The organism is Odoribacter sp. AF15-53, from assembly GCF_003479425.1.
GTDB lineage: Bacteria > Bacteroidota > Bacteroidia > Bacteroidales > Marinifilaceae > Butyricimonas.
This window is the reverse complement of sequence record NZ_QUHC01000001.1, coordinates 794814-819360: the sequence shown is the minus strand read 5'-3', so window position 1 is coordinate 819360 and position 24547 is coordinate 794814. Positions and strand designations below refer to the sequence as shown.

The window sequence follows — 24547 nt, the reverse complement described above, 5'->3', positions numbered from 1 at the left end:
AATCTTGAACTACCACCCCTGTCCCCTCCTTACACAGGCGGGAAAACCGCTTGGTAATCAACCCTCCCCCTGTGTAAGGGGGAGCCGGAGGGGGTAGTCGTTGCTCGCGAATCCGACTTTTCCTGTGCCCTCTATAAACAGAGGGAAAGCTAGATTACTCTTTTTAATCGAGTAAAAATAGCCGTTACAGCATTTCACGAGAGGCACGGTAGATATCTTTCCAACCGTCACGTCCTTTTACCACCGTTTCAAGGTATTCTTGCCAGATTACATGATCCTGTACCGGGTCTTTTACCACGGCTCCGATAATACCGGACACCAGATCAGTCGCGTTCAACCGGCCGTCACCGAAGTAACCGGACATGGCCAAACCGCTATTCACGACGGAAATCGCCTCGGCCGTACTCAACGTTCCACTTGGAGTTTTCAGTTTCGTTTTCCCGTCTTCCGTGGCCCCCTGGCGCAATTCCCGAAAGATTGTCACCACCCGGCGAATCTCTTCCAACGCGGGTTTCTCTGCCGGAAGGTCCATAACGGCCTCGAAGCTTTCCACCCGACGGCGCACGATGTCTATCTCCTCGTCAATGGTGTCGGGCAAAGGCAGGATCACCGTGTTAAAACGACGCTTCAAAGCGCTCGATAACTCGTTAACCCCTTTATCCCGGTTGTTGGCCGTGGCGATCACGTTAAAGCCCCGTATGGCCTGAATCTCGCGGTCCAATTCGGGGATAGGCAGGGTCTTCTCGGAAAGGATCGTGATCAACGTGTCCTGCACGTCCGAACCTACACGAGTCAACTCCTCGATACGGGCCAGTTTACCGTCCCGCATGGCCCGCATGACAGGAGTTTGTACCAATGCCCCTTCACTCGGCCCTTCCGCCAGTAACTTGGCGTAGTTCCAACCGTAGCGAATGGCTTCTTCCCCCGTCCCGGCCGTTCCCTGCACGATCAAGGTCGAATCACCGGAGATAGCGGCTGCCAGATGCTCGCTCACCCAGCTTTTGGCCGTTCCCGGCAAACCGTACAACAACAAAGCTCGATCGGTTACCAGTGTGGCCACGGCAATCTCGATCAACCGACGATGCCCGATATATTTGGGTGTTACTTCAAAACCGTTAGCCAGTTTCCCTCCCATCAGGTAGGTCACCACCGATTGAGGGGATAGTTGCCAGTTTTCCGGTACTTTATTCGTCTCGTTTTTCTTTAGCTCGTGCAATTCTTCCTCGAACTGCTGTTCCGCGTGTTGTCTTAATAATAAACTCATATCTTATTTACTTTAATTACTTATCAATTTAGAACGCAATAATTCTGTGATTGTCGATTTAATGATTCCGTTATAGTAAAAAAGCATTAGGGTTGTGCGGCAGGAATCACCTAATCGAAAATCATCAAATCGCTTAATCATTAAAGGCTTCCACTATATCTTTTTTCATTAATAATAACTGCTGCAGGCGAACCGTGAATTCCCAGTGACTCGCGCTGTTCGCCTTGGCCGATCCCAATCCCGTGATGTAATCGTATAGCGAAACGGGAAGCCGGAGGGCCAACGCTTCACAGGTCGGACGGTCGTAATAACAGTAGTCCATGCCGTAAATCATACCCAGCACACCCCGCGAGAACTTCTCGCCCCACTCACCGTCATCTTCCCCAAACCATTGGCCGATGTAGAAATTCCGATCGGCTTTCCCACTCAGGTTCAACTGTTCACGTTGTTCCATCGAGAGTAAAGGAACCAACTGCATCAAGTCCGGAGCTTGCACGACCCGCTCGTCTTTCAAGATGTGGAAAGCCCATTCCCGATCCTTGAAGTTCAATATCGTCCCGGTCAGGTAAATATGCTTCGGGAAAGGCGGTGATTTCCGCAATCGCCGAGCTGCCGTCTCCGCGTCACAATCCAATAACTCGCACCAGAAGGACAACGGCATGTACTGTGCCATTTGCCGCAAGATATAATCGCTATCGCTCTCGCCTTTATTACTGCTAACCTCGTTGATACCCGTTTTCTTGAGTTCTTCCGAGTAAGCGACCGGGTCGATCGACCAGCCGAACAAGCGCCGATAATGCAAGTGTTCTTTCAATATCCCGGCATACATGTTCAGGATGCGGGAACCGGGAATCAAGCGCAACAAGCGCAGGGCCTCGTCTCTCACCGTGCTACTACGATCCCCTCCGCGTACTTCCTCCAAAAACGCCTCGTCGGCTACCGACAAACCGTTTTCCAAGCAGGCCAAGAATTCCGCCCGGTGTTGGGCAGACTCGTTTTTCCATTCCCCCCGCAACATCTCGATCGCCCTGGCGGGTTCCTGCAAACGAACACGTGACAATATCTGTTTACGGTCGGCATGAGTGGCTGTTTCCCACGTTTCATTCCCTTCTTCCTGCAAGGCAGCATAGCCCATGACGGGTAATAACCAACGCCCCCGGTTCCCGATCAATGACGACAACAATTGTCGCTCCCGTTTGGCCGTCTGGCTACCCGGCAGGAACACCCGTCCCAACACGTCCGGCAGGTATTCAGGCGGGATCAGTTTACCGCTCTCGGCGGCTTTCCGATACCAGAAGAGCAACATGTTAGCATACTTTTCTCCCAGTAGGATACTCAAAAGCGTGGCCGCTTTCTGTCCCGCGTAGGGTTTCATCTCCGGTTCGGCCTCCGAGACCGGAACGGCCTCTTTCAGTTGCAAGGGTTCCAATCCCGAACGGTAGTAAGCGAAGAAGGCAGCCGCCCCCTTGTAAAATGCTTCTTCCCCGTCCGCTGCACCGACTTTCGCCCGCTCCAGCGTCCCTGCCAGATCGTCCGGCAATTCCCCCAGAGTTAGTTCCCGGTTGGCCGTTCCCAACAGGGCTATATTTATCACGTTATCCGTTATACTCATTACTCAAGGTGTAATATTTATCATCTATCCATAAAGACAACACTCTCCATTCGCGCTCTCCTGCCAAGAAGAAACCAGTGAATTCCCGTCCACCGGTCACCGCGAATCCCTTCAACCTGCTCGCCTCACCCATGCTTACCGGCACGAGGCGTTCGTCCCGGTCTTTGATCCACAATTGCTTTTCATGTACCACCAGACGCACATCCCTCACCAACAGGGGAACCTCGTAGGCAAAAGGATTCCGGGTCATGTACGAGCGGTACGCCTGCATGGCTCCCGTCAAGTTCCCGTGACTTCCCTCTCCCGTGATGTCGAACATTTCCCCGGTTCCTTTCTGCTCCCGGATCAACACCCGAAAAGGGGCAATCCCCTTGTAAAACGCCACGTCTGCCACGACCACGCTCCCCGGTAATAAAGTGGTTTCCGGTAAAGAACCCTGTACCACGAATTGCAGGAAAAGGGCAAAACGTCGAGTCTGTCGTCCGTACAACCAATTGTATTCCACGGTCAATCGATCCTGCGCCCGACTTTCCGAGGCCACCACCAGCCAATCGTCCGCCACCTGCTCCCCGTTTGCCAGCACATCCTCCTTGGCCTGAGGATAGCCAATCAAGGTGCGCACCTCATCCCGCTCGTCTTCCGTCAACTGTTCCAAGCGCTTGTAACTTTCCGCCACAAGATAAGCCCGGCTTATCCCCGCCGTCAGCTCGTACTTCCAGTCTTCCCCGAAATAGTTTATCTCTTGCAACTGGCGCATCATTCCCGCCAGACCGGGAGCCTGAGCATCGACCATACGTTTGGATATTTCGGCAAACAAAGCCTGTGCCCGCTCCGGCACGTTCAATAGGCCGTTCCTCACCAGGTCCTTCAACCACCCCTGCAAATCCTCGATACCATTCAACACCTTCTTATGGCGGGCCTCCTGTCTTTTGGCTTGCGCCTCGGCATCCACGGGTTTATCACTCTTCTCCTTTTTCTCGGCAGCTTTCCCTGCCCGTTTTTCCAGCCATTCGGTCACCCACTCGGGCTCTTCCCCGGTCGAAAACAACTCGGGTTGCGAGGCGTATAAAAACAGCAGTCCCAAGCCATGTTTACAAGGAAACTTATGACTGGGACACGAACACTTGAAAGCTATATTTTGCAAATCCACCTGTGTCTGGTAAGGATTTTTCCCACTTCCCTGACAATGCCCCCACAACGCTCGTTCACTCGCTCCCCGCAACACCCACTTCGCCGCCGAGGCTAAGCCTTTCCCCGCTTTCACGGATGCCGCATCTGGAGCTAACTTTATAATCTGATCTTCTGATAATTGCATGTAATCAATATTTCAATATCCACGTACGACAAATTTAACGTTTAATCCGGGATTCAAAGCAGATTGTATATAAAAGTTGTAAAAAGACTATCCCATGAAGTTAATATGTGTATAAAGTTACATGGGAAGATTCACCTGTATCTCGGGACAGTTTCACTAGTATCTCTCCAGTATCTCACTAGTAAGTTAATTGAAAGTTAACTGAAAGTTGATTGAAAGTTAATTGAGCGAGAGGTTAATTTGTACTTGATTTTACCCTAACTTATCATGAATAAACTAGTGAGTCACTGGCGAGATAACGAAGTAAGTATCTGGCAGCACTCCACGGCAATTACTTTTATAATCACGCACGATTAATTGGGGCTGTCAAGCCAGAACATGAATACCTAATCAATCTAAAAAGGCGAAGTCCCGTAAGACCTCGCCTTTTGCACGAACAAACACTATTTCATTTGTCTGGAGAACCAGAGTAAACATCCCAGCAAGACAAGGATCGCCGGGCAAATCCAACGCAGGAATATCTTTACCCAGGCAAATGCCGCCGGGGTGAGGTAAACATCATCATCCATAGGAGCCGGGCGACTGATGTCAATGGGATACTCATCGTTCACAAGCCACTGGAACATCCCGAAAACCAAGGAGTAATTGGCCGCACGGATGGAACGTTCCACGGCGAGTTCCCCGTTACTGATACAATCGGCATCTCCGAGAACAAACACACGCTGTTCTTTGCCATTCACCTCGCGGCGCATGGCGAAAGCGGTCGTGTAGGCTTTTTCCTCTTCCCCTATTGCTTTATTCAACACGGGTTCTTCGATCGTGAAATTCCTCGTTTCCAACTCATTCCAGCACCCGACAGGATCGGTTTCAAGCAAAGGAATAACTTCAAATCCTTTATCCTCCACGACTTGAATCGCCGCCGCGGAAGGCATGGAAACCCGGCCTCCCAACTCGGTCATGCGTCTGAAACGGGGTTCAAGCTGGCTACCTTGCGGGGTGAAAGCCGAGAAAAGTAAATCGGCAGCATACCCGTCCCGCGGTTGAACCAGCACTCCCGGCACGAAAGCCAGTCCCAAGCGGGCGATAACCGGAGCGACTAAATCTTGACGGCGAGCTTCCCCGGTAACGAGCAAGTTCCCTCCCCGGTCAATAAAACGATCAATCTGTCTCAACTCATCATCGGTCAAGACTTTCTTGGGATCAGCAATCACGAGCACGTCAACTTCATCGGGGATGTTTCCCCCTTCTTCGAGGGTCAAGGGGTAAGGCTTGTATCCTTGGTTAATAATGGCTTCCCGGGAATTGAGAACAGTCGAGAACGTGGAGTAATCGAACCCGCTTCCCCGGTGAATATTCCTTTCATCATGCCCAGTCAAGAAGGCCACGTGCGGGCTTTTGTCGATCATGCTCTTCAAGGCGACCGAGATTTCCGCTTCCGAGGGATAGCGATTCTGATCGGCGAACATGCGCAAGGGTACTTTCTGACCGTTCTCCCGTTCCAGTATCCGGACGAAACGATACTCCTCGGACGACAGGTCTATTTTCTCGCGTATCTGTTCCGGCGTCAGTATTTTCTTGGGATTAATATCGGAGGTAATGACAAGCCGCTCGATGTGCTGCTCCATCTCCTTCCGCGTGTATTGCGAACCGGCCACGTTGTCGTAGAAATAGACATACTTCATCTTGATTTCCGGTTTGAAGCGCACGAATTGCTCGAAAGGTCTGAAGTCGTTCGCCCAATTGCCCGGCATCCCGAGATAACCGTTAGGATCAAGCAAGTTTACATAGGACGTGATCGTGAGTCCCCCATCAACTTTCTTAAGAATTTCCTGGCTGTTGGGGGTGATCGTCCTGTCTTTGTTCGCCGTCGCATCATAGAAACATTTCAAGGCGGGACGGGAAGTAATGTATCCCAACGCCATGACGCAAACGACAAGCCCCACGTATTTCCCGACTTTCACGGCCGTAGAGCAACTCCGGCGGGCAAATTGCAGTTTCAACACCGAAAGTCCGATGAACATGCCGGAAACGAGGACGAAATAAAGGATATCCTCACTGCATATCAATCCCCGGACGGACTCGTCCGCCCGACCAACAAGGGAGAACCAGTGCATGATGTCACGCACGCCCTCGACGGATTGCCACAAGTTACCGATAAAGTTCAAGAAGCTGATCAGCGTCAAGGTTCCCAGCGCTGCCACGATCTGGTAAGAAGTCAGGGTTGACATGAATAACCCGATCGCCGCGTAAGTACACATCAAAAGGTATAATCCCAACAACCCGGATAACAAGAAAGGCAAATCCAAGTCCTTGATCGAAAAGTAGGCCACGATGATCAAAACCAACACCGTTCCCATCATGATTAGACCGTAGATCATCATGGAAAGGAATTTTCCCAGTATGATTTGCAGGCTACTGATCGGTGAGGAAAACAACAATTTGATAGAACCGCTGCTATACTCGCGACTCATTAATCCCATGGTCAACAAGGGAATGTAGAGATACAACGTGGATTGTATCGTGGTATAGGGAGCAAATCCCCCCGTCACGAACAAGGTAAAAGTCTGATATCCCCGCACGTAATTCATCACCTTGGAGTCGACGGCCCAGCCTAATATGTTAACAAAACTACCGAATACCTGAAAAACGAATATGATCAGGATTAACCACGCGATCGGGGAATAAAAGAGGGTTCCCAGTTCCGATTTCGCTATTTTATATATTGCTCTCATAACGTTCATTAAAATTTATCAACCATTCTTTTTCCTGATAATTGGGCGAAAATCTCTTCCAACGAGATTCTTTCCAGGGTGATCTCGCTTAATCCCCACCCCTGGCGCACGCAAATCCCGGCCACGATCTCGGTAATATCGTCCCGGCGATCGAATTGCACGCGGAGAGCGTGATTATCGAGATGCTTGAGACGGATCACCCCGGGAATAGCCAACAACTCGTCGTCGGACGGGGGATTATCCAATTTCACGATGAAGGTATCCGGCTTCACGTAATTATCAAACTCCTCGATCGTGCCGGAGAAAACGAGGTGACCGTTCTCGATCATCTTGATATTGTCGCACATGGCCTGCACTTCCGAGAGAATATGCGTGGAAAGCAGCACGGCATGATCGACGGCGATCTCCTTGATCAACTTGCGGATTTCCAGAATCTGGTTCGGGTCCAACCCGTTGGTCGGTTCATCAAGCACCACGAACTTGGGGCTATGCACGATAGCCTGCGCTATCCCCAACCGTTGCTGGTATCCCCCGGAGAGGTTACGGATCAATCGCTTGCTGAAATGAGCGATACCACAACGCTCTTTCGCCATCTCGACCGCCGCCTTGATTTTCTTCGGTTCCATCAATCGTAATTCGGCGCTAAAGGTCAGGTACTCGTCCACCGTGTGATCCGAGTACAAGGGAGGCATCTGCGGCAAAAAACCGATATTCTTTTTAGCCTCCACGGGATTTTTCCGGGAGTCGATGTTATTAATATAAACCGTGCCTCGTGTCTGGTTTAACACCCCGCAGATGATATTCATCGTGGTCGATTTACCGGCCCCGTTAGATCCCAGCAACCCCAGGATTCCCTTCTGGTTCACCTCGAAGTTTATATCTTGAATTGCCCAATTCACCGTGTAACGATGTGACAAATGTTCCACTCTTACAATAGATTCTTCCATATTTTCAATGATTAATAATTATTATTTACCCCTTCTCTTGAACCATACCAGGAAATACAACAACAGGATCACGGCCGGGAACAGAACGACAAAAATCAAATTTAACGTCCCTTTCGACTGGTAAGTAAGATAAATCTGATTATCCGGTTGCGCCGGGCGGGGGAAGTAAGTCGGGTACTTATAGTCGGCCATCCAACTGCACATGATCGTGGTCAACGCCCCGTTGGCAACCCCGAAAGTCCTCCTTTGCCCGAACTCACCGGAAGTCATCCAATCGGCATCACCGAAGATCATGACACGTTGTTCCTTACCATTCACCTGACGGGTCAGGGCCAGAGCCACTGGCAGTTGCCGGTTGATCTCTCCCGCCTTCTCGTTAAAGACCGGGGTTTCCCCGTCAAAGTCCGTTGTCTCCAACTCTAACCAGCCATCCACGGGCGAAACGACAAGGGGACACACATTATATCCCTTGTCCGTCGTGTAGTTCAAGGCCACGGCCCCGCTCATGCTCAAGGGAAGACGACGGTTTGCCCAATTCTCGAAAGTCGGGCTGATCGCACCGCCTTCCGGCGTGAAATTGGCATAAATATTCGTGGGAACGAAATCCTTGTGAGCCTGTACCAGCGTGCCGGGCAGGGCTTTTACCCCGAAATCGGCCAGTAACTCGTCCATCACGACCGAGCGGTTGACGTCGGTCGCAATGATCAGGTTTCTACCACTGGCCACGTACTCCCGAATCTTTTCCAACTCCACGGCAGAGAATGGCGTTTTGGGATCTATAATTAAAAGAATCTGCACATCTCCGGGAATTTCCAAGTCCTCGGTTAACGGCACGCTTACCGGGTCAAACCCCTGGTTGATAAGCGCCCCCCGGCTGGAACCATTCGTGAAAAGCCCACCCAGTTCCCGGTCACCATCCTTATTCATCTCGCGTTCACCATGACCGTAGAGGGAACCGATCTTCACCGCTCCCTCCTTCATACGCATCAAGGCCACAGAGATTTCCTGCTCGCCAGGATAAGGATTCAAATCGTTGAACATCCTGAGGTAAGTCCAGTTCCCCTCGCTATCCTCCAGCACCCGGACCACTTGATTGTTCTCTTCACTCAAATCCCGGATACGACGCATCTCTTCCGGGGAAAGAATGTCATCGAAATCCATCCCTTTTACTTTGGCCTGCTTCCTCGCTTCCTCTTCCAAAGCCTCATGCTCGCAACAGGCGTGACCGTTCAGCACGTGGTCATAGTAATAAATATACTTAAACTTCATGTCCGGTTTAAAACGATAATACCGGCTGAACGCAGACATATCACCAATCCGGTTGGCCGGAAACGTCTTTTCGGCCATGTGCTCGTCCAGGATATTGACGTAAGTGGTTAACGTCAATTCCTCCCCCTTGAAGCGATCCAGGATTTCCCGGCTCTTGGGAGTCAATGTCAGTTGCTCGTAACGAGAAAGATCGGTGATACAAACGGTTGTCCGGCGAGACGTAGCGTATCCCACGGCCACGACCACGACGATCAAGGCAAGGTATTTTCCCGCATTCACGTACCAAGGCTTGCTCTGCCGGGCAAATTGCAGCTTCATGATAGACAGTCCGATGAACAATCCCGGCATTAACAAGTAGTACAAGACATCACCGCTATTGATAAGCCCCGCGATCGGGCCATGCGGTCCCGTGCAAATCCAATAGGAGATATCCCTCCAGAAGTCCACGCCTTGGAACACCCCGTCAATCACCTGAAGAATCGTCAAGGCTGCGAAAGTCCCGATTGCCGCCACGACTTGATAAGAAGTCAGACAAGAAATAAATAATCCCACGGCGGAATAAAGACACATGATCAGGTATATCCCGATCAACCCGGTAATCGCTATCGCGTAATCAAAGTCCTTCAACACGAACATGTAGAAGACGACGTAGACCGAGACGATCGCTATCATGATCAACCCGTAGAGCATCATGGAAAAGAATTTTCCCAGAACGATCTGCGTGCTAGTAATCGGGGATGAGTACAACAACTTGATCGAACCGCTGCTGAATTCCCGGCTCATCAATCCCATGGTCAGCAAGGGGAAATAAAGATACAAATAGGAAAGCACCCCCGGAAATAAAGGGTTTCCGAACCCCGTGAGTAAGAAATAGGCTGTTAGCCCCTCGCTCGTACGGTTGTTCAACAAAAGGTCTTTTAAATGCCATGTAATCCGATCGGAAAATGCCATGCTGACCTGAAAGGTGAATATCACCAATACCAACCAGGCGATCGGCGAACAAAACAAGGAATTCAGTTCCGATTTTGCTATTCTATATATTGTTTTCATATATTGTCACATTAAAATTTATCAACTACTCTTTTCCCGGATAATTGGGCAAAGATTTCATCCATAGATACTTTTTCCATCTGAATCTCGCTTAGCCTCCATCCCCGGTTCACACTGATCTCCGCTATCCGGTTCGTTACCGGAATTCCCTGTTCGAATTGCACGCGGAAGGTATGTTCATCCAGCTTCTTTACCTTGGTGACTCCCGGTATATTTCTCAACTCCTCTTCCGCGGGGGCATTCTCCAGCTTGACGATGCAATTATTGGATTTGACACTATCGTGAAACTCGTCGATCGTGCCGGAAAAGATTAACTTCCCTTGCTCGATCATCTTGATCGACTGGCATATCGCCTCAACTTCCGAAAGGATGTGGGTAGAAAGTAAAACGGAATGGTCTTGGGCTATCTCCCGGATCAGGTCACGTATTTCAAGAATCTGATTCGGATCCAACCCGTTGGTCGGTTCATCCAACACGACGAATTTCGGGTTGTGAACAATCGCCTGAGCGATTCCCAAGCGTTGCTGGTATCCCCCCGAAAGATTCTTCACCAAACGCTTGCTGAAATGAGATATCCCGCAACGAGCCTTGGCCACCTCGACAGCTTCCTTGATCTTACTGTCCTCCATCAGTCGCAACCCGGCACAATAGGTCAGGTATTCGTCCACGTTATGATCCGTGTACAAAGGTGGTTTTTGCGGTAGAAAACCGATGTGTTTCTTGGCTTCCACGGGGTTTTTACGGGTATCTATACCATTGATATAGACCGTACCCTCCGTCTGGTTTAACACGCCACAGATAATATTCATCGTGGTAGACTTCCCCGCACCGTTCGACCCGAGAAGTCCTAGAATTCCCTTTTGATTGATCTCGAAGTTTATATCCCGTATCGCCCATTGTACGCTGTAGCGATGAGACAAATGTTCCACTCTTACAATTGGTTCTTCCATAAATTTCTTTTTACAATGACTCATTTTTTTACACAAACACTCCCTGTACAGATCGTTTTTACGACCTGTTAATTATTTGATTATTAACATTATTTATTACGAAATCGTTCGTATTAAACTACCACCCCTGCCCTCTCCTTACACAAGAGGGGCAACCGCTTGGTTATCATCCCTTCTCCTCCTTCCATGGGAGTGGGAAACAATTGGTAATCACCCCTCCCCCCCGTATAAGGGGGAGGCGGAGGGGGTAGTAGCTTTCCATAAAATAACTTTCAGGATTACCTCACGATAAAAACCGGCAATTATTGTCTCGACTCACTATTAAATTTAGAGGAGTTTCCATACTTGTATTGAACATCCACTATTCGCCCCAGACCTTCTGTACGGAACAATACCTTCTCTTTCTGGCCGCTAATGGCCTCGTAAGAAGCATCCAAGATATAAAATTCCCCGTTCTCCAAGCCAACAGCGATTTCCTCCCGATTATCCCCATTAGCATAACGTTCGATATCAACAATCTTACTTTGAAACGTGTAGAGTGGTTCTACCCGATTTACCCGGTTCCAATAATAGAGAACGTTATCCGCCGTGAAATAAAAATAGGAGGAGCCGTCCATACAATATTTAGACTCACTATTTACATAGTCATTCCCAACAAACAACTCTTCCTCTCCGTCAAAGGCATACATCAAAGATGAACCGTTCCCGTGATAAACTTTATACGTTTGGAAATAATGATCTGCTCCTTTTTTAATAACTTGCACGAAATCCCGGCCCTCTGCTCCTTCCACGCTATACGAGCCGATAAACAGAACTTGGGTTCCTTCCCCCATATTATCCAACGGGGTAAAGTTTTCCGAATTTACACCATCCGGATCCATTTTCATATTAATAACCATACCCGTGTAGAGTTGAGGTTCATCACATATAGCTATCATCCTGCTGTTCAATTCATCATACATATAGATATACCCTAAATATGCGCAGTAATACATCTTGGCAATTCGGGCATTATTAAATGCCGGTAAGGTATTGTATTGACATACTTGAAAATTTCCATTCGGGTTTATACGGGTATAAACATTCCCGTCAGTCCCCAAGATTGCTTCCAATCGATTGGCATATTCCGCTTGTTTAGGAACAAAACCGGTAGGATACGCCCCCCCGATAAACTCTTCCCGCGTGGTAATAGCTTTCGAGAAATCCAAACCGTCAATCTCCACCGCACCACTTTCTTGAATAACCAAGATTTGGTCACTTTCACGTGAAAAATGTCGTCCCATACGAATAGGACCTGTTCCCAACTCTTCTCCACGAAGAGTGGTATAAATGTTCTCAAAAAGATTATAGGTTCTATTATCCCCGTCCTCATCAACACGGATATAACTTAATATCGATTGGCCATTCTGCTCGGATAAGATCGTCCATCCCGTAGAATAGCGGGAACGACTTGCAACATATATACCGTAAGTCGTTAACGCTCCCGTTGGCACATGTTCCACAACAAGGCGAATTCTATAATTCGCTATTTCCGTAAAAGTATATCGCAACTCTTTTTCCCGAGAAATTGTATCACTCCATGTATCTTGTATATCACATACCCAAGTGTATGCAAATTCTGTAGAATCCACACCCTTGTAATCTATCTCTGGCTCGATAACATATACCTCTCCTATCGAAGGTTGAGTATAAGATATACGAATATCCACGGTCGTCAACTCCGACAAATCATAATTTCCCTCGTCATCGAAACAGGCGTATAGCAACGTCATTGCTATAAAACACCCTGATAATAATTTTATTATTTTCATATTCACGCTTGTCAAACTATATTTATAACTCTTCCAACCCTAATACAGGAACTGTCATCGGATGTCCGTCTTCATCTATCGTTTCCGGTTCACCCTCGTGATCAAGCAAGTATCGCTTGAATAACAGCGCAGCTGCCCGTATTTCACTGACACTCGCCCCGGTAAGGTCTGCTTCCGTAACTTCCAAGAACAAAAGGAACTTCTTTTGCGAATAACTTCCCAAATAATACGTTTCCACGTCAGAATTCCACCAATCCGGTCTGGCCACGGTATTTGAAAATTGGATAACAGCCACTGAATTTTCCACTTTACCTACTAGTAAATCAGAAGTCGCAACCAAACGGAGTACTAATCTCACTGACCTACGGCCCAAGTCCTCGGTTTTATTCAAACGAACGTAACACGTGTCATGGAATACTCCTTGACGGAATACCATGGTCTCCGGTAACAATGAATAGTGACGGCTTTCTGCCGTGGTAAATTCCTCGTCCACGACAACACTATAAGTCAAATCCCTCTCTGCCTTGTCTCCAGCTATTTTTACCGCTATTGGCAAATCATAATCGTCCGCATTGGGGTGATAGATGAACGTGAAAATAGTGGAATCTGTCGTTGCATTTTCGAATTCGATATAATGTATTCCCGTATTGTAAGTGGGAATCTCCCTTCTATCACATCCTATCCACATAAAAATAGATAGCAATATTACAAATATTCTGTTTCTCATGATTTTTTCCTTTTTATTGTGTAATACTTTCACTATCCGGAAGCGGAATTACATATTTTCCGGTCATATCGATTGGGTATTCCCCGTTATACATACTTCGGTTCAAACGTTTATATAGATAAAACGTCTGTCCCTCGGCAATAAACTCTCGCGTGGCATCATTGTACAATACCTCCAAAAACGCATCCCGAGTCAGCGAGGTGCCCACTTCATCTGCACCCCTTGCTCTTTTCAAGGTGTTCAATATAGATATAGCCTCGGTTAAATTATGGTCGGCCAGATACTCACTCATGATATAGAACACCTCACTCATCCGCATGACAGGTAAAAGGGGATACTGGTACTGCACGTTCCACAATGCACTGACATCCTTCACGGGAACCCATTTCAACGAAAAACCGGTACTTGTCGTGTTTGACCCGATCAAGTAGCGATACCTGAAATCTTGTTCATCTCCCGCGAATAAGTTCGTACTATTTTTTATCGGGCAATAATTACCTAGCCAGTAAAAATGAGCCCGGATATAATTATCATAAACTTCGTATATATTCGTATTGTAGAAGGCCAATAAAATATCCTCAAACAATTTACATCTACGAAACTCAACATTCGTGTTACTTATATTATTTTCAGGGGTAAAACCATACCATGTTTTCTCGTTATAGAAACGATAAACCTCCTTAGCATATTCATAAGCCGTAGCCTTATCCCCTTTATATTGATAAACTCGCGCCAACAAGGCCGTTGCCGCCACGTAGTTCATACGGGTTCCTCGGTAAGCGAAAAAATCTCCCCCCTTAGCAGTACTTGTTACATTCCCATCAAAACGCATACTTGCACTCTTCATCATATCAAGATTGTATAACGTATCGTTGTATGCCAATAGTTTTTGAGCCTGTTTCAAATCATGAATAATGCTATCCAATACCACGGACGTCGGCAAGTGTGTCGGGTGAGATGTCAGGTATTTCGATACATAGGGCACGTAAGCCGCATCATCTCCCGTGACCGGGGCCGGGGCAAATAATCTCAACATATCGAAATGCACGAGCGCCCGTATACCTTTTGCTTCCCCGATAAGGATATTTCTCTCGTTTTCCCCCTCGTAGAAGAAATCGTTCCCTTGTTGTTCCGCATTCTGGATAAGCACGTTGCAATTAGCGACCGTGTTAAAAGCCGCTTCCCAAATTGCTTGAGTAACCCTCTTTACATCCGCATTCTCATAGTCATAGTTCATAACGCTACCAGAAACATCATACATGGCAATCCAAGAAGTTGGATTATAATTCTGACCAAGAAAACTGATAAACCCCCACGAAAGATTATTCCCGTAAAGCGCCTCTCCTGAAAGATTCCGATAAATGCCGTTCAGCGCCGTTCTATAACCATCGTAAGTTGCAAACAGATCTTCTTTAGATATCTCATTTTCCGGTGTTACCTCGAACCAATCGGAACAAGAGGAAAGGGAAAACAGGAACAGAACAGATAACAATATATTCTTATATGTTTTCATAAGTAAATGATTTTAGAAACTAACACTTAAACCCAAATTAAAGGTCCGAGCAAACGGATAAGATAAACCTCGTTCCTGTTTGATAGAGGAGAATGTCGCCAAATCGTTCGTGCTAGCCTGCAAACGGAGCACATCCAAACCAATTCGCCTTACCCACTCAGGATTGAAATCATAAGACAACGAGATCGAATTTATACTGAATTCGTTATTATCCTGCACGAAACGAGACGTGGATTGAGTTGTTTGGTTTCTATTAGCAATATTCTTCAATGGAGTAATATCCCCCGGTTTCTGCCAACGCTGGCTTAACACCCGCTTATCCGCATTGGATTTACTCAAATCGACACATTCCACGTGACTTAACAAAGTCGAATTATATTCTTGCGCTCCAAAAGTATACATACAGCTCGTGTACAACGTCAAACGTTTCCACCGGATATTAATACCGAAGGCCCCTTGCCCTTTAGGTTCTGTATTTCCTATAATTTGTTGTTGAGAAGATGACCACACGCTAGTAACATTACCGGAACGATCTACAAACAACTCTTCTCCATCGGCAGGATTAATCCCCAGTGATTTCATCCCATAAATAGCTGTTAGCGAACCACCTTCCTCGTATTTCAAGAATGGAAGAGATTTATCCGCGGCATTAGCATAGCTAGTATATCTCAAAGTTAAATAATCATCCACCCGTTCATTATACGCTTTCAACGCCTCGGATATTTTCATCAATTTCCCCTCATTGTGAGCAAAGTTTACAAACGCATTTACCCCGAAATCTTTACGATTGATAATTGAAGCATTAAAACTTATTTCGTATCCTCGATTTCGTGTTTCTCCCATATTATCTTTGTAAGAAGTAAAACCAGCAGAAGACGGAATTGTCACATCCGTGATCATATCCACCGTCTGACGGTTATACCACGAGAAAGTTATATTGTATTTGCTCTGGAAAAAACTAAGATCAAAACCGATATTCGTTGAGTTAGTTTTCTCCCATACTAAATTTTCATTTCCGACTCCTTGCAAAGTGGCACCGATACCAGTAGAATACCAATCATCAAATAGAATGCTGTACATATCCCGGGCTGCATAAGGCGGATAGTTCACCTTACCGGTAGCCCCGTAAGTTCCACGAACCTTGAATTGATTAATCCATGGAAGTGACCGCATAAATTCGAAATTGTGTACGTTAATCCCAGCACCAAAAGACCAGAAAGATCCCCATTGCGATTCTGAACCGAATTCGGAAGAACCGTCAAAACGGATAGACGCGTCAGCTAAAAAGATATTATCCCAAGAATAATTTCCACTAAAGAAAATACCCATCAACCGGGTCTTGTTATCTTCCCCTGAAGGCTTTTCCACGATCTCTTTCGCGTGACCTATCGTGTGTAAAGCAGCAGAAGGAAATCCTCTGTAATGAGAAGACAAATTCCCGCTCTGTGACTCTTGAGCATTGATACCGAAAGAAAGATTCAAATAATTCTTCCCGATAGAATTGTTATAAGCCAAAAAAGCATTCAGATTCCAATTGAAGTTGTCCGTGGTGTTGACATACAAATCACCCCTAGAAAAAGGATCACTGTCTGTTGAACCATAAGTTGTTGACAAGGGATCTGTAAATTTTTTACTTTCTGATTCAGTCCTCGTGATCGCAAATTGACTTTGCAATTGAAGATGATCATTAATATACCAATAAAGGCTCAAATTATTCGTTAAATTGTAAGATTCACTCCGGCTAAAATTCCCCAAACTTGCTTCATAAAGAGGATTTGGTACACCGATATTCAATTGCTTCTTGAGTTTACCATCTTCATCATATATCGCATAATAAGGTTGTTGACTTGTATAGTCACTGAACGAACCATAAGGAGAATCAGATGATCTGGATATGTCATATGACACATTATCACGGATTTGTAATTTCCCTACCCGATAATCCACGTACACTCCGACACTCATACGATCACGATAAGACTTTTTCATGACACCTCCCTCGTGCGCATAACTCAAATCACTCCCGAATCGAAACCCTTCCGTACCTCCGGATACGTACAAACTATGAGAATGATTAAACTGGTTCTGGAGGGGTTGAGCCATCCAATCTGTATTTACCCCACTGGTTATGTAGTTCTTTTTTATTGCATATTGTTCAACATCATTAGGCAAACTAAGATCATATAACCCGGATAACACTTCCGCCCGCAATTTCTCCTCCGCATTCATCAGGTTGTAATCAGAAAGATCCGGAGCCGTCAGTGAAGCGTTAAACGTGTAAGACACCTGCAATTTACCCAATTCCGGGGTTACCGTTTCGATAACGATCACACCATTTGAAGCACGGGAACCGTACATGGCCGTAGCTGCGGCATCTTTCAGGATCGTGATACTGGCAATCCGGTTCGGGTCCATATCGTAGATTTTCTGTACTTCCACCTCGTAACCATCCAAAATAAAGATTGGTAAATTCGGATTCGTTGTCAACGAGAATTGAGATATATTCCCGCCTTGTTGTGCTTCCAACCGATCCAATTGAGTTACACCATCCATCCCGGTACGTCCCCGGATATAGAACTCGGGCAGCGTGTTCGGGTTAGAACCCATCTCGTTATTCTTCACCATCCGCAAAGAAGGATCGAATACTTGCAGCACGTCGATAACGTTTCTCGGGGATATTTTCAGGATGTCCTCCTTGGTAACCGTCGTGGCCGCCCCCGTGAAACTTTCTTTCCGAATATTGGCATAACCGGTCACGATAACTTCATCCATCCCCATGGCTTCGGGTTGCATCACGAGTCTCATCGGCTTAGGATTCGGTAAACCCAAAACTTTGTGAACTTGTTTTTTCATCCCCAGGAAAGAGACCTCTATATAGATTTCATCATCCAAAGGAACGACTAATCTGAATTTACCACTTACATCGGTAGCAACTCCAGTCGTTGTTCCCTGCAACACGACCGTTGCCCCGACAATGGGCATCGAATCTCTTTCCAAAACAATCCCCTCGATAACTACCTCTTGTACGGACTTTTTAGTTTCCTGACGTTTAACCACGATAATTTGTTCTCCCGAAATCCTGTACGTGTATTCTTTACCCTGGAATACACGTTCCAACACGCTCTCGACCGTCTCGTTATTGGCCACAACCGTGATATTGCCTACATCTTTTACTTGCACGTCATTGTAAAAGAACTTGTACGATGTTTGTTTCTTCATCTCCTGGAACAACACGGAGAGAGAAACATCTTTCAGGTTTAAAGAGACTCGTTGAGGCTCTACCGGGTCCCCTTTCACCGAAAAGCATAAGAAACTTGTCCCCATAATGGTCAATAAAACTACTCTCGTGAGAAATTTTAATGACAAAGACAATGAATACTTGTTTTTTTTCATAATTTTGTCATGTTAAGTTTATAATAAGCAAAGCTTAACGCAAGGAGCATTTAAAAGTGTTGGTCGCACGAAGGGATGCTCCTTTTGTTATCTTTTAAGAATAATTCTGTCCTTATCAATAGTATAAGTTATATTCAAATTCACACACACGGCCGCTATAGCTGCTTGAATATCTTCCCGGTCAAACTCCCCGCTAAACGATTGATTAAAAACAAGTCCTGTTTCATTCACGATAGAAACACCGTACCAACGCTCCAACTTCCAAACCACATCATCAAACTGTTCGTTATCTATCACGAGAATTCCATCTTTCCATCTCACTTTATTAAGCGCATCCACCTTCACAACATTAATACACCCGTTCTTCGTGTTGAAAATGAACTGTTGATCCGGTTCTATAATAACAGAACGACTTCCCACGCTCACCCGTACTTTCCCTTCTACCAACGTGGCACTTATTTCACCCCTGTCCCCATACGTGTTTACTTCAAAATGCGTTCCCAATACTTCCGTCTTTATTTCCCGGGACACGACAACGAAAGGACGTGTCGCATCCTTAGCTACTTCAAAATAGACATTTCCACGAGCCTCAACTTCCCGGCAATCTTTACCGAAATACGTCGGATAACGCAAAGAACTCTCGGAGTTAATCCATGCTTTCGTCCCGTCGGACAACCGGACAGAGAAACGTTCTCCCACGGGAACTATAATCTGGTTATACGCCAGTTCCATTTCCCCTGTCATTTCTAAAGAGTCTTTTATCTCGTACACGATCTCCCGTTGATTCGTCCTATTAATTCTCACGCTCCCTCCCGTTCCCCCGGTTAATTGCAATGAATCATCAAGCACGTTAACCTCTTTATTATCTGCCAGCCTCAATATAATCCCTCCCGTTTGGCAAATCTCGTTCTTCAATTTTACCGGAGTATTTTCCCGAGTTCGACTGAACCATAAAACAGAAGTTAAGGCCACCGCAACCACGGCCGCCACGGAAGCGATTCGCCGGATCAACCTCAGCCGTCGCTTGGGTTTTAAAGTATTCTCCATGAAACGATAGTAATCCTTCACCCCCGCGATAAGCATATCCTGATTGGCATGTCCACCGGCTGAAAGATTCCATAACTTCTTCAACTTCTCGAAATATACCTGGTTCTCCCCCTCTTCTATCCATTTCGAGAAATATAGAATTTCTTCTTGACTCGCCCGATTCGCCAATATCCGAACCAGTAATTCTTCTATATTGAAAGTTTCATCACTCATCTTTTGTGCTTTTATACACTAAAGACAGTTAAAAAAAACTTTACCCCCAATGAGATACTGAAAAAAATAAAATAATTTGCAACACCCAATCTAACTCATCCCGTAACTTTCTCAAAGCGATGGACATATGGCGTTCAACTGTTTTTTCCGAAATATTTAATTTCTCCGCAATCTCCCGATTTTTCAAGCCATCTATTTTACTCATCATGAAAACCTCCCGGCATTTCTCCGGTAAAGTGGCAATCGCATCTTGAATAGCCTGTTCGATATCGGATTTCCACAAAGCAATCTCAGCCTCCGGAGACTGTATGACGGTTGAAAAATAGACATCGGATAATTGTTCCCGCTCGTACTTCTGAATATTCTTCTGGTGGGCCAACGTATTCAAACATCCATGATACACCGACTTGAAAAGATAAGCCTTGACGGAAAGAGAAATATTCAAAGCCTCCCGGTTTTCCCATATCTTGTAATACACCTGCTGAACCACATCCCGGGCAGCCTCCATGTCATTCAACAAACGATCGGCATAATTCAATAAAGAGTCAAAATACGTGGTATATATATCTACAAATGCAGAAATCTCACCACGTCTCAACAACGTCAACAACTCTTTATCTTCTGAATAATCCACGACCATGTATATTTTCTTTATGCAAATATAAAAGATAAAATATTACTTCTGATACACCTAAAGAATAAAAATTAAAACAAATTCCGAGTTACTTACAATTCTTACATGCAAGCAACCCGGAATTCACACGCACCAATTTACTAAAAGTAATACTATTCCCGTGATAATTGATCTAACAGTATTTTCAACTCTTTCATGGAAGATTCTATCGGCTTATAAGCAAATGCCATTCGTATCTTGAAATCTCTATCAATCAAAATAAACCGAGGAATTCCATTGATCTGGTAACTATTTGCAAAATCCCTTTTCCCGGTATGCAACTCCAGAACATTTTCCGAATGATCGTGTTGTTTCAAATAGTTCAACCAAGGGGTAATTTTCTTATCCAAAGAAATAGCAATAAATTTTATATTTTTCCCGGTATATTCATCTGCCAATTCATGGAAATTCGGAGACAACGCTTTGCAAGGATTACACCAGGTTGCCCACACATCAATATACATGGGTATACCTTTATAATCTGATAATTTATGCACGTTTCCATCCATATCTTTAAACTCGCAATCCGTCACTTCCGCCCCTGTTAAAAGATTACGTTTCTCCTTAATCTGCCCGTTTATGACACGCAACACAACAGAATCTTTCACTTTCCCTTGAATTTCCAAAAGTTCAGGACTGTATAAACGAGTCACATCATTCAACACTTGCATCAAAGTATATTCTTCTTCAAAAAGAGAATACCCCGTTCGTTTGGCAAACTCCGGATCTATCTCGTAAACAATCCCCATAAGTGCCTGACTTGTCTGCCGGTATTGCAACACATCCTGTTCTTTATGGCGTTTGCATATCCGGTAAGCATCTTTTAAGAATTTCTTTGAAAAAGCAAGTTTAAAATTTCGATTCCATGACTCGAAATCCGCGGGAGTAGATTCTCGTTGCATATTCTGTGCTGAAATCCGGTAATAATTCTGTAGCGTACCAATCACCATAAAATCAATTCGACGTTGACAGTCACTCACGAATTTTTCCGAACAAGATATACCTTTCACGACTCGTTTTAATGAATCGGCATTAACAAATACCCGTTTTCTGTAATCCTTATAAACTATCGGGAAGGTTATTTTTCCCGGGTATAGCATCTGGAATTCTAAAAACCAAGATTGATTTAGCCATGCATTTTCTTTCGCCAGATCACCAGAAAATCTCGTCTTCGTCCGGTCTCTATCATTATAATCAATAACGATCACGCTACCCGGTTTAACAAACACATTCAAAGCACCCCAATCGTACAGCTTGTAATATTCCCCCTCCGGATCAGTTATTTCCAACGAAAAGATAAGCGAATCGCCCGGAATCACCCGATTGAACTCGATCATGTCGTACTTTGTCTCCTTGATCAATTCTACCGGGTAACGTTGAAATACCGGGTGTGGTTTAATAATCACCTTCGCATTCTGCGAAAAGGAAGGTAACACACACAATATCCCGACAAATCCCCCAAGAATCTTCTTTAAACCAATTCTTATCATAACTTACTTCAATTCCACTCCTATTGATTCCATAATACCACGCATAATTTCGAACTTCTCCAATACTTTGGGATACTCGGCATACGCCGCTTCAAAATCACGTTTACTATACGAAACCACGGCCATGATAAAATCTTCAACATCTTCATCTTCCGTCACAATCTGATAACGCCAATTAGTAATATCAGGATCCGTCACGTAAGGATAATTAGAACGAGAATAATCCAAGAAACCGTATACTTCCCAACGTGCTGGTTCCAAACATATATATCCTGGATATAGAGGCTTCCGTACCATCATTCCATAATAACTTCGTTGAGTAGCAGGATCATAACTTACTCGTTTGAAAGTTTCAAGCTCGGCTACCGGATTTTTGGCCAGATAATTAATTGACAGGAAAGTAACAAGCTCATTTACCCTTTCCACCTTCTCCTCGTGCGACATTCCAGCAATAAGAGGAATATCGGCAATAGCCAAAGTTTCCATCGCCTGATGCATTTTTTTCAATGTCTTATTTCCATATTGCTCTTCATATATAGAATCCAGCAAAAGAATGGACTGTATATGAAAAACTTCCGGCACCGCGGGGAAAAAGATCTTATCCACGAACTCTATTCCCGCCAATTTATCCGCATCCTCCCGAATTAACGAAATATGCTTGGATTGAATATTATTTATATTTGACGGGTTATTCAGGTTATAGTTCAAATCCAACACCTTATAATACACGATCGGGTTGCCGTAATGATCCGATCCTCGATCCTCGCTCCCAATTGTGTCATTGCAAAAGACCGGGATTCCCCAAGTAACATACACCTCGTAAGCGGCATGCTGTACCCTATCATCGGGATTATCCTGAAGCTTGAACCACTCCTTTTCAAGAAACGAAGGTTCCAAATCATTTTCTTTATCACATCCGGTGATAAAAAACAATATTCCCAAAAGCAATATATAATATTTCATATTCTCTAAAATTAAAAACGTTTAAACATCTCTCTCTGCGGGCGAGTCGCGTTATCTACCATGTTTCCCTTGTTAAATTCAATCACCGACCGCGGGATCGGGATCACGTAAGCAGGCTCCGAATTATACTCTTTCAACTCGTAACTCCCCAAATATTCTCGTGTCCACGTCGTTGAACTATAAAAATACTGATCATGAATAATTTTTTTAGTATATGGATACTTGGTATTTACGGCATAACGTCGTAAATCAAACCAACGATGCCCCTCGAAACAAAGTTCCCGACGGCGTTCATCACGAATCAATTCTATTAATTTCTCGCCCGTCCTCCTATCCAAAGCAACATAAGTATCCTGTTTCATCCGTTTACTTCTCAACTCTTCGATCACATTCATCACCTCATCCTCACGCGAAAGCATAGCTAAAGCTTCTGCCTTATTCAATAAAATCTCGGGTAAACGCACCAAACACTCGGACGACACGACACCATCTTCACGCTCGTCCGCCAATTTTTCCACCCAGTAAGAGGGATTATTCGGATCTTTATACACCCCCAACCAAGAACCGAATCTCAAATCATTTCCGGGTTCCCGATTGAACATTTCCAGTAAATCCTCCGAAACACTAAAATTATACATACTCATCATTCCCCCCGTGGAAGAAGCAAAACAATTCCCACCTTGAGAAAAAATCGTCTCCGGAGAATCCTTGTAAGTAACGCTAACCTCTTTACTTATCGTTCCCCCTTGCCCCGGATTCACCAATGCCAATCGTTCATTATAATCCAATAAAGCATACCCGCCTTGAAGTACGGTATCAACTGACAAAAGTACTTTCTCGTACTCCTCCATGTACAGGTACACCCGACTCAAAAAAGCATGTGCCGCATGAAAACCGGCACGATACACCGTCTTATGTTCCTTCCCTTTCAACAACCGGGCTGCCGTGGTAAGATCATCCACGATACGATCATACGTCTCTTCCAATGTATTACGTTGGAAATAAACATCTTCTATATACTCCGTGGTCTTCAACGGAACACCTAAATCAGTCGAAGCCGTTGACTTCGAGTAAGGCTTAGCATAAATATTCGCCAAATAAAAATAATACACACCCCGCAAAAAATAACACTCCCCTTTAATGCGTTCGATCTCTTCCGGCTGATCATTAATCGTTTCTGTTTTAGAAAGAATGACATTCAACGAACTGATATGCTTATACAAACGTTTCCAATCTCCATCACTGACCTCCTCACCTTCCTGCATGTAAGGATACTCCGCCCAAAGATAAAAATTCGCAAGAGCCGTAAAAGCAGAACCATCAGCATTCCACCCTGTTTCTACCTGTGTAATATCATCATCCATCACATGTATCCAAGGGAAATAATATCCATCCGTACTCCCCAATCCGATCACCGAATTTTCCGTGATTTTCATATATCCATCCCCGATCAACAATTCGTCCAGATCACTCGCTGTTTTCGCGTAAGTCAAATCCTGTGAATACTCTTCCAAAAAAGAGTCACACGAGCTAAAAAAGAACAATAACAAAACTACATATATACAATTCTTCATAACA

At 45.3% G+C, this 24547-nt stretch carries 16 protein-coding genes; all 16 read right to left on the bottom strand.

The annotated features are described in order from the left end of the window. Window positions 1-184 precede the first annotated feature (184 nt). Window positions 185-1264 (bottom strand): AAA family ATPase, encoded by a 1080-nt coding sequence (locus DWW52_RS03280; RefSeq protein WP_118714024.1) that lies wholly within the window; start codon window positions 1262-1264, stop codon window positions 185-187. 133 nt (window positions 1265-1397) lie between these two features. Further along, window positions 1398-2876, bottom strand: coding sequence for a DUF5691 domain-containing protein (locus DWW52_RS03275; RefSeq protein ID WP_118714023.1), 1479 nt, complete (start codon window positions 2874-2876; stop codon window positions 1398-1400). Further along, the gene (locus tag DWW52_RS03270; RefSeq protein WP_118714022.1) at window positions 2860-4191 is read right to left on the bottom strand and encodes an SWIM zinc finger domain-containing protein; all 1332 of its coding nucleotides are present in this window, start codon (window positions 4189-4191) and stop codon (window positions 2860-2862) included. The genes DWW52_RS03275 and DWW52_RS03270 overlap by 17 nt, the downstream gene beginning before the upstream one ends. A gap of 443 nt (window positions 4192-4634) precedes the next feature. Continuing rightward, window positions 4635-6923, bottom strand: coding sequence for a Gldg family protein (locus tag DWW52_RS03265; RefSeq protein WP_158582470.1), 2289 nt, complete (start codon window positions 6921-6923; stop codon window positions 4635-4637). Between the two features lie 8 nt (window positions 6924-6931). Then, on the bottom strand, window positions 6932-7870 hold the full coding sequence (locus DWW52_RS03260) for an ABC transporter ATP-binding protein (protein ID WP_118714020.1): 939 nt from the start codon (window positions 7868-7870) through the stop codon (window positions 6932-6934). Between the two features lie 21 nt (window positions 7871-7891). Further along, window positions 7892-10189: a Gldg family protein gene (locus DWW52_RS03255; RefSeq protein ID WP_118714019.1), complete on the bottom strand. Its 2298-nt coding sequence runs from the start codon at window positions 10187-10189 to the stop codon at window positions 7892-7894. Window positions 10190-10200: 11 nt separating this feature from the next. Then, window positions 10201-11139 carry an ABC transporter ATP-binding protein gene (locus tag DWW52_RS03250; protein ID WP_118714018.1) on the bottom strand — a complete coding sequence of 313 codons (939 nt, stop codon included), beginning with the start codon at window positions 11137-11139 and terminating at the stop codon, window positions 10201-10203. A gap of 302 nt (window positions 11140-11441) precedes the next feature. Beyond that, a complete protein-coding gene (locus DWW52_RS03245; protein WP_118714017.1) occupies window positions 11442-12950 on the bottom strand; it encodes a PKD-like family lipoprotein in 1509 nt (502 codons plus the stop codon). 22 nt (window positions 12951-12972) lie between these two features. Next, window positions 12973-13677, bottom strand: a complete 705-nt coding sequence (locus DWW52_RS03240; RefSeq protein ID WP_148315319.1) for a DUF4843 domain-containing protein — start codon at window positions 13675-13677, stop codon at window positions 12973-12975. 13 nt (window positions 13678-13690) lie between these two features. Then, a complete protein-coding gene (locus tag DWW52_RS03235; protein WP_118714015.1) occupies window positions 13691-15190 on the bottom strand; it encodes a RagB/SusD family nutrient uptake outer membrane protein in 1500 nt (499 codons plus the stop codon). A 12-nt stretch (window positions 15191-15202) separates the two neighbouring features. After that, window positions 15203-18583: a SusC/RagA family TonB-linked outer membrane protein gene (locus DWW52_RS03230; protein WP_118714014.1), complete on the bottom strand. Its 3381-nt coding sequence runs from the start codon at window positions 18581-18583 to the stop codon at window positions 15203-15205. A gap of 87 nt (window positions 18584-18670) precedes the next feature. Further along, complete coding sequence (locus DWW52_RS03225) at window positions 18671-19843, bottom strand: FecR family protein (RefSeq protein WP_118714013.1); 1173 nt, start codon at window positions 19841-19843, stop codon at window positions 18671-18673. Between the two features lie 40 nt (window positions 19844-19883). Next, complete coding sequence (locus tag DWW52_RS03220; protein ID WP_233556674.1) at window positions 19884-20483, bottom strand: RNA polymerase sigma-70 factor; 600 nt, start codon at window positions 20481-20483, stop codon at window positions 19884-19886. Window positions 20484-20629: 146 nt separating this feature from the next. Further along, complete coding sequence (locus tag DWW52_RS03215; RefSeq protein WP_118714011.1) at window positions 20630-22006, bottom strand: TlpA disulfide reductase family protein; 1377 nt, start codon at window positions 22004-22006, stop codon at window positions 20630-20632. Between the two features lie 3 nt (window positions 22007-22009). Continuing rightward, a complete protein-coding gene (locus tag DWW52_RS03210) occupies window positions 22010-22969 on the bottom strand; it encodes a hypothetical protein (protein WP_118714010.1) in 960 nt (319 codons plus the stop codon). A gap of 11 nt (window positions 22970-22980) precedes the next feature. Then, window positions 22981-24543 (bottom strand): RagB/SusD family nutrient uptake outer membrane protein, encoded by a 1563-nt coding sequence (locus DWW52_RS03205; protein WP_118714009.1) that lies wholly within the window; start codon window positions 24541-24543, stop codon window positions 22981-22983. Between the last annotated feature and the right edge of the window lie 4 nt (window positions 24544-24547).